Annotated in this window: 6 protein-coding genes and 1 pseudogene; 5 read left to right on the forward strand and 2 right to left on the reverse strand. The window is 59.5% G+C overall.

The annotated features are described in order from the left end of the window. Positions 1–328: ATP-binding cassette domain-containing protein (locus tag VGL01_RS02570; protein ID WP_331566762.1), on the forward strand; the 328-nt coding region annotated here is incomplete at its 5' end. Positions 329–518: 190 nt separating this feature from the next. On the opposite strand, the gene VGL01_RS02575 is transcribed toward VGL01_RS02570, so the two are convergent. After that, positions 519–1,988, reverse strand: coding sequence for a PLP-dependent aminotransferase family protein (locus VGL01_RS02575; protein ID WP_331566764.1), 1,470 nt, complete (start codon positions 1,986–1,988; stop codon positions 519–521). Between the two features lie 92 nt (positions 1,989–2,080). Here VGL01_RS02575 and VGL01_RS26075 point away from each other — a divergent pair. The 4 genes and pseudogenes from VGL01_RS26075 to VGL01_RS02590 all read left to right on the forward strand — a co-directional run. Further along, a pseudogene (locus tag VGL01_RS26075) lies at positions 2,081–3,118 on the forward strand (PepSY-associated TM helix domain-containing protein); the annotation flags it as partial. Between the two features lie 774 nt (positions 3,119–3,892). Further along, positions 3,893–4,141 (forward strand): 2Fe-2S iron-sulfur cluster-binding protein, encoded by a 249-nt coding sequence (locus VGL01_RS26080; protein ID WP_414720157.1) that lies wholly within the window; start codon positions 3,893–3,895, stop codon positions 4,139–4,141. Between the two features lie 161 nt (positions 4,142–4,302). Then, the gene (locus tag VGL01_RS02585; RefSeq protein WP_331566768.1) at positions 4,303–5,046 is read left to right on the forward strand and encodes a DUF4198 domain-containing protein; all 744 of its coding nucleotides are present in this window, start codon (positions 4,303–4,305) and stop codon (positions 5,044–5,046) included. Positions 5,047–5,177: 131 nt separating this feature from the next. Continuing rightward, entirely contained in the window at positions 5,178–6,332 is a 1,155-nt protein-coding gene (locus VGL01_RS02590; protein ID WP_331566772.1) for a porin, read from the forward strand. A gap of 117 nt (positions 6,333–6,449) precedes the next feature. Here the strand turns inward: VGL01_RS02590 and VGL01_RS02595 are convergent. Next, positions 6,450–6,894: 2'-5' RNA ligase family protein (locus VGL01_RS02595; protein ID WP_331566770.1), on the reverse strand; the 445-nt coding region annotated here is incomplete at its 5' end.

Raw genomic sequence — 6,894 nt, forward strand, 5'->3', positions numbered from 1 at the left:
GAATGCCTGTCGCGAGGTGCTCGTCAGTTGCCGGCTCGAAGATTACATCGGGCGTCTCGGCGAATCGGCGCATTGGACGCGCGTGCTGTCTCCCGGCGAGCAGCAGCGGCTCGCAGCCGCGCGCGTGCTGCTGCACAAGCCCGACTTTCTTTTCCTCGACGAAGCGACGAGCGGACTCGATCCCGAGAACGAATCGAATGTCTACCGTCTGTTCCACGAACGCCTGCCGCAAACGGCGATCGTGAGCGTTGCGCATCGCGAATCCATCACAGGTTTTCACGACCATACGCTTTTCATCGAACGCGCGGGCGAGCGGGCGGTGGCATAAAGGCATAAAGCCGCGGTCACTGGGGGCCTGTGGCACGTAAGCGTTGGTAAGACAACCGCCCCCTGCCCGCGAACACCGGCAGTGGATCATCGCAGTCGGCGATCATGGCGCGGGGCTTTATCTATCGGTAGTGCTCACGCGGACCAGATGTGGAGCAACATGTCGAGGTGCATGACGATCTGAGTGGGCATTAACGCGAAGCCGCCTTGGCCATGACGGTCTCGACGATGTGGGCAAAGGTCTGGACGGCGGGACGGATGGATTCGATATCGAGCGCGCCGAACCCCAACAGAAATCCGTCGCGAAATTCCGGATCGCCTTGATCGAATGTTTGAAGCCGGCGAAGGTAAATTCCGTGCTCGAGTGAACGCGACACTGCCGTATCGAAGTCAGTCAGACCGCGGATTCTGATCGTCATATGAAGACCCGCCGCGTTCCGCGATGTCTCAAGTGCATCGCCAAAGTGCTGATCCAGGCATCGGAGCAATTCCGCCCGTCTCGCGCTATAGATATCGCGCATCCGCCGAATGTGCTTCGAGAAATGTCCATCCGCAATAAAGTCCGCCATCGTCGCCTGCAAGCAAAGATGCCCTGGCCTGTATAGGCGCAATGAAGCGGCTGCGAACGAATCGACGAGGTCGGGCGGAACAACGATATAGCTGAGCCGCATGCCGGGGTACATGATCTTACTGAACGTTCCCATCAGAATGACACGGCCGTTTTCATCGACGCCTTGAAGAGAGGGAAGCGGACGCTGGTCATATCGGAATTCACTGTCATAGTCGTCCTCCAGGACGAATGCGTCCCACCGCTCAGCGGCCGCAAGCAAACGATGACGCCGTTCATCCGATAACGTCACGCCCATCGGAAACTGGTGCGATGGCGTCATCACGACGAGCCTGGGTCGACGCAGACATCGTTCCACTTTCATCCCGTCGCAGTCGACAGCAACAGCTTCCACTTCGAGCCCATTGGCACGCAACAGAATTGGCGTTGCCCAGTGGCAAGGGTTTTCAACGTAGGCAAGTTCGCCTACGTCGGCCAGAATGCGCGAGCAAAGATCGATCGACTGATTGCTGCCCATCGTGACGATGATCTGTTCCGGGGCGGCCTGCACCGCGCGAGAGACGCACAAATACTCGGACAGCGCCCGGCGCAACGGGAGATATCCGCCTGGATTGGAGTAGCCCATGAGCTCCATGTGCTGCTCCCCGAGATAGCGATTCTGGATACGCCGCCATGTCTGATAAGGAAAAAAATCCGTATCGCAGACACCCGGCACGAACGCCCCCTTGCGCTCCTGGATGCCGGCGGGAGCGCCTATCAGTTGCGCACCGCGCTGGGACAGGGTTCGCGCGGTGGGTTGCCGAGGCGCCGGCGTGATCGATAGCGGCAGCTTGTCGGAGACGAGCGTACCGCTCGTGGAATCCGTATGGAGATAACCGTCGGCCGACAGTCGGTCATACGCCGTCACAACGGTTGTTCGGGAGACTGCGAGTGCCGCCGCGAGCGCCCGCGAAGACGGCAAACGCGCGGAAGCCTTCAGCGTGCCATCGGTTATCGCATCCCGGATCACGTTCGCGATCTGGATCTGCAGCGGTACCTCCCTCTCCCGGCGGAGACGGCTGATCAGGAGGTCGGCAAACAACGAGTCAGACATTGGACTCATCAAACTTTTTGAATTGGACCATTAGATTCGCCGCGAGCACGCGTACTGTCAAGGCTCACCATCGACCCAAACAGTTACGTCTTATGCGTGTATTCCAACGTAAGCACATTCTTCAGTTACATCGCGTGATAGGCCTGAGCATCGGCCTATTCGTCGTCATGGTGGCCGTGACCGGCGCGGGCATGCTGTTTCGGGAGCCGCTCGAACCTCTCATCTATCACCATCTGCTCAAAGTCGAATCGTGCAACAAGCGCCTGCCGCTCGATACGCTGATTGCCAATGCCGCCGCCTCCAATCCGCTTGCGGGGCGGCCAACACAGCTGCGCATCTACGACAGCGCCGACGCCAGCACACGCGTTCTTTTCAGCGACAACCAGTGGTACTACGTCAATCCGTGCACCGGCGACGTGCTCGGAAGCGAAGACCGTTACGGTGGCCTGTTCGGTGTCATGGCCAAACTGCACAGTTTTGAGTTTATGAAGAATGGAAGCGTCGTCGCCGGAACGCTTGCGCTGACATTTGCAATCGTCCTGATCGGTGGCGGCCTGATTATGTGGATTCCGGAAACGCTGCGCAAACGCACGCGCGCCGTCATGCCCAAGGCCAAGCTGACTGGCCGTGCGCGCTGGCTCGTTCTGCACAAAACGCTTGGCGGCTATGTCAGCATCATGCTGCTTGCATCTGCACTCACCGGCGCACTGCAATCGTTTCAATTCGTGAGGGATGCGCTCTACACTCTGACGGCCTCGGAGCCTCCCGCCCCTCCTTCCGGACTCGTCGTGCAGGCCGATGCACAACGCCTGCCCGTCGAAGCGCTCTGGCAACGAGCACAGGCATGGGTGCCGCATCCCCAATATGCCCGTATTCACTTTCCTCGAAAACCCGGGGGGCCTTTCAACTTCGACCTTGTCGCTCGCGACGCCCCGCATATCAATGCGTTCTCCTATGTCAGCCTCGATGCAGGAACAGGCAAAGTATTGCGCTTTACTTCGTATGCGAATCACAGCTTGGGCCACCGGATTTATCTGACGGCGCTTGCGCTGCACTACGGATGGCTGAGCGGCGGCTTTTTGCAACTGCTGCAACTGATTGGTGTGCTCTCCGTGCCGGTATTGGCTTACGCCGGTATCGGCAGCTATCTGCGCGGCAAGCGCAAGCGGCCTCCTCTGGCGCCCGCGTCCGGGCGCGCCACGCTCACGTTGAAGGTGGCTCGAAAAAGAGCCGAGGCCGAGAACGTTCAGTCCTTCGAGCTCGTCGACCCAGCCAGAAAAGCGCTGCCGCCATTTACACCCGGTTCCCACATCGATGTTCATCTACCCGGCGGAAAGATTCGTCCCTACTCACTGTGCAATTCGGCGGCGCAAAGACATCGTTATCTGATTGCCGTCATGCGGGCTGAGCCGACGCGCGGTGGATCGAAGGCCATGCATGAGCAAGTCAACGAAGGCGATCTGGTTCAAGTCAGTACCCCGAAAAATCACTTCCCGCTCGTGGAATCCGCGAAGCACTCTCTGCTGATCGCCGGCGGTATCGGCGTTACGCCGATTATTTGCATGGCGGAGCACCTGGCTGACGCGGGAGCCTATTTCAACATGCATTACTTCGCGCGCTCGGCGGCGCACGCGGCCTTTGTCGAACAGATAAAACATTCGAGATTCTCCAGCGGCGTCATTTTTCATTTCACGCAAGACGAACAACGGCAACGACTGGATCTGGCCGCGCTTCTCGCGACTCACGATGAAGAATCGCACTTGTACGTATGCGGCGGCGAGGGCTTTACGAACGCGGTTATCGACACAGCATTGCAAAAGGGTTGGCGCGAAGACCATATGCACAGGGAGTACTTCAACGCTGAGAACAGGCAATGCAACGACGATACGGAATTCGACGTCACTATCGCAAGTACGGGCAAGACTATTCGTGTACCTGCCGACAAGACCGTCCTGGCTGCCTTGGCCGATTGCGGGATCCATATCACGGCATCTTGCGAGCAAGGGGTCTGCGGCACCTGCGTGACACGCGTGCTGGAAGGCGAACCGCAACATCGCGACTTGTTTCTCTCCGATGACGAGAAGAAAAGAAACGATCGCTTCACGCCCTGCTGCTCGCGTGCCAATAGCCGGACGCTGGTACTCGATCTTTAGATGGAGCCACCGGCGCTCGCGGCCACGCCGTAATAAAAGCTTTGATTCGAACAACTGCTGGCGCAATCGAGGATTGCGCTGGCGGTAGGCACGCGTTCGTCAAACGCGGGCGCGAACTATCCGCACCCGCCAAATTTTTCAACCATGGAGTGGAGACACAGATGAAGATCACCGGACAGCTGGCGGTCGTGGCAAGCCTGCTTGCGGGCATGGGCGCCGCCAGCCTAGCTCAGGCGCACGGCATCTGGTTCGCGCAGCGCTCGAACCAGTTGGCCCTAATCTACGGCCTCGGCGCCGACGACCTCGATGTCATCAAGCGCCAAGACAAGCTGAAGAGCTTCACGGCCTACGACGATGAGGGCAAGGAGGTCGCCGCGCAGCTTACGCCCAACGGCCCTCTGCTCGTCGTCAATACCGACAATCAGCCGGCAATCGTTGCCGCGACGATGGACTATGGCCTATGGAGCAAGACCGCGGACGGCAAGTGGTACAACAAGGGCAAGGACGAGGTGCCCAACGCCACGATCAGCTTGCACACGTTCAAGTACGGGGTGCACCTGCGCGGGCCGCTGCACGGAACGATGCCCGTATTGCCCGCGCAAAAGCTGCAGATCGTGCCAGTTGGCAAACAGTTACCGGATCGAATGGCCCAACCGCTTGCGGTTCGGGTGCTATTCGACGGCAAGCCCGTGTCGGGCGCCGAGGTGCAACCGGACCTCGTCAACGACCCCGATTCCAAACCACTGAAGACCGGTGCCGACGGCATCGTGACGATCAAGGTCCGCAACCAAGGCCTGAACGTCGTCGTTGCGAAACTCGATTCGCCATCGTCGCAACCCGCAAAGGCTAGCACCGACGAGCACGAGGCGACGCTCTCATTCGTGCTGCCTCATCAGCCCGAGTGATCAATCGCTATCTGCTGGTAGCCGGCAACGGTGATTGCCGGCGTTTTCATCTTTCCCGAAAGCGCTCCTGACAACGCATGACATGAGAGCCTCGCCTTGATTTGTTTTTATTCCACCCACTGTACCTTGATATGAAAAAGTATTTGATTGCAACGGTCGCCCTGGCCTCGTTCGCCTGTGCGGCGCGTGCTCAGAACAGCGTGACGCTCTACGGCTTGATTGATGTCGGGATGAACTATGCGAACAACATTGGCGGTCATCGCCAGTATTCCATGGGCGCCGGAAATCTCGCTGGCAACCGCTGGGGGCTGCGAGGTACGGAGGACCTCGGCGGCGGGCTAAAAACCGTTTTCGTGTTGGAAAACGGCTTTAGCGTTGCGAACGGGAGGCTCGGTCAAGGGGGCGACGAGTTCGGGCGCCAGGCCTATGTCGGCCTTTCGTCATCGAACCTGGGAACCGTTACGTTCGGTCGTCAATACGACTCGATCAATGACTTGATGTACATGTTCGTGGCGGCTCAGATGTGGGCCGGATACGCGAGCGCCCATCCCGGCGATGTCGATAACACCGATGGCAGCAACCATATCAACAACGCGATCAAATTCAAGAGCGTGTCGTACGGTGGATTCACGTTCGAGGGCACCTACAGCTTCGGCGGTATCACCGGAAGATTCAATCAAAACCAGATCTGGACAGTCGCGGCGAACTACACTCGGGGACCGCTGACGCTCGGGGCCGCATACGCCAATGCACGAGATCCCAACTTCTCTTATTTCGGCAATAACGCCGCTTCAAGCACGACCGGATCAAACATGTCCGGAAGCCGTGTCTATTCGGGGTATGCGTCCGCGAAAAGCCAGCAGATCTTCGTCGCGGGCGCTTCTTATGTCGTCGGCGCAGCTACGTTCGGTGTGAACTACAGCAACACGCGGTTCAAGGATATCGGGACGCTACCGGGTCTTCCGGCTGTGGGTGCGGGCGGCGATGCACGATTTCACGACATTGAAGCCAACGTCCTCTATCAACTCACGCCCGCGCTCTTCCTCGGCGCCGGCTATAACTACTTGAAGGGATATGGCGTCAACGGTGCAACTTACAATCAAGGCGCGATCGGGGTCGACTACTTTCTGTCCAAGCGAACGGACTTTTACGCAAACGCTGTTTACCAGCATGCGTCAGGCACGGATTCGACCGGTACGAAGGCGGTCGCAAACCTCAACGGTCTGACTGCGTCCACCACTCAGAACCAAGCGGAAGTCGTTATCGGCATTCGGCATCGCTTCTAGTTTAGTCTTGTCAATCACCCGGGCGGCGCGTTGCGGGTGCCCCATTGCGCTGCCGTCCCCCACGACGATATCGGTATCTGGGACAGCCATCGACGCTTCACGACGCAGCCTGGCGGCTCACGCGACGGGCGCCGCCGGTACGCCGATAGTGGCGAGCGGCCTATACCGCGCGCCACTGCGCTCCAGCGTACTCGAGTAAAGCGTGAGGGTGGCGAAACGCGAGGCAGGCAGTGCGGCAGCGGCCCGCTCCCCCGCGAGCGCGTCCTCTCGCGGTACCGCCTTGCAATGGCGCGGCATACGCGCGAGCGTGACATGCGGGCGAAACGGGCGATGCTCGTCTATAGGCAATCCGAGGCTACGAACGAGCCCGCGTATGTTCGCCGCCAAATCGGCGAGCGGCTGCGGACACTCGAACGTCAGCACCGCAAGGCGGGGATGGGCAGGATTCGGCCAATATGCGAAACGCTCGATCTTCAGCGCGGGAAGCGCGGTCACGGTCGAGGCCAGCCCCGCCGCAAGCGCAAGCCCGCGCTCGCGCGGGATGGACCCGAGAAAGGCCAGC

This window comes from Trinickia sp. (assembly GCF_036503415.1).
Classification (GTDB): Bacteria; Pseudomonadota; Gammaproteobacteria; order Burkholderiales; family Burkholderiaceae; genus Trinickia.